The following is a 911-nucleotide window of genomic DNA, read 5'->3' as shown; positions in this document are numbered from 1 at the left end:
CCCGTGTTCGTCGTGACCAACGCATAGGTCACATCAAACGTACCATCCGCCTGCAAAGCACCAACAGATGTCGCACCCTTTACAACGCTCAATCCAGGCGTCGGCGCAAGCGGTAGCGATGTCACATTGCCAGAACCATCCGTGTCGGCGCTGTTGTCGTCGCCGTCGACACCATCGCCGCCAGCCGCATCATTGTCAGACACATCAGACAGCGCGTTGCCAAACGGATCCGTCGCGTTGGCAACCGCCTGGTTATCAACCATGCCCGCATCAATGTCGGATTGATCCAATGTGTAGCTCGCCGTGAACGTCAGCGCAGCACCAGGGGCCAGATCATTCAGATCACCGCCCGCATCAATATCCGTCCCATTCGGAGCAACAGCGCTCAGAACTGGTGTCGTAAGCCGCGCAAAGTCACCACTGAACGAGGCTGCATCTTCAGTCACAGACACATTCAACGCGTTCAACACAGTATCCGTGTTCGTCACCGTGTAGGTATAGGTGATCGTATCACCAACCGTCACGTCACCAGAGGTGTCCGTGTCCGCCAAAGACGCCGCTTTAAGAACCGCAATCTCGCCTGCATCCACCGGAGGTGTGACCAAGGTCGCGATGTTGGTGTCGTTTGGATCACTTGCGTCTACGGTGCCATTGGCCACGTCACCCGTGGTTGCATCGCCGTCATTCACATTCTGCGTCGCATCATTCGCCGAGTTGTCAGCAATCGCCGTCGGCGTTGGGGTCGCAGCCGTCGCAGGTGGCGTCGCACCTGCCTGCGCTGAGTTCTCAAATGGTGTAATCGCATCAATTGCATTTGGATTAAGGTTAACGGTGAAGGTCACCGTGACGCTATCGCCGACGGCCAAGACACCGCCCGCCCCGATCAAAGCGTTAGACCCATCATAAGCCGG

Annotated in this window: 1 protein-coding gene; it reads right to left on the bottom strand. The window is 57.2% G+C overall.

The window, feature by feature from the left end; translation table 11 throughout:
- The coding region (locus tag J3L16_RS15855) for a hypothetical protein (RefSeq protein ID WP_207614038.1) at positions 1–866 on the bottom strand (866 nt) is incomplete at its 3' end.
- Positions 867–911 lie beyond the last annotated feature (45 nt).

The organism is Alteromonas sp. 5E99-2 (assembly GCF_017368475.1).
Lineage (GTDB): Bacteria > Pseudomonadota > Gammaproteobacteria > Enterobacterales > Alteromonadaceae > Alteromonas_F.
The sequence above is the reverse complement of the archived record's forward strand: the minus strand, read 5'-3'. Positions and strand labels throughout refer to the sequence as shown.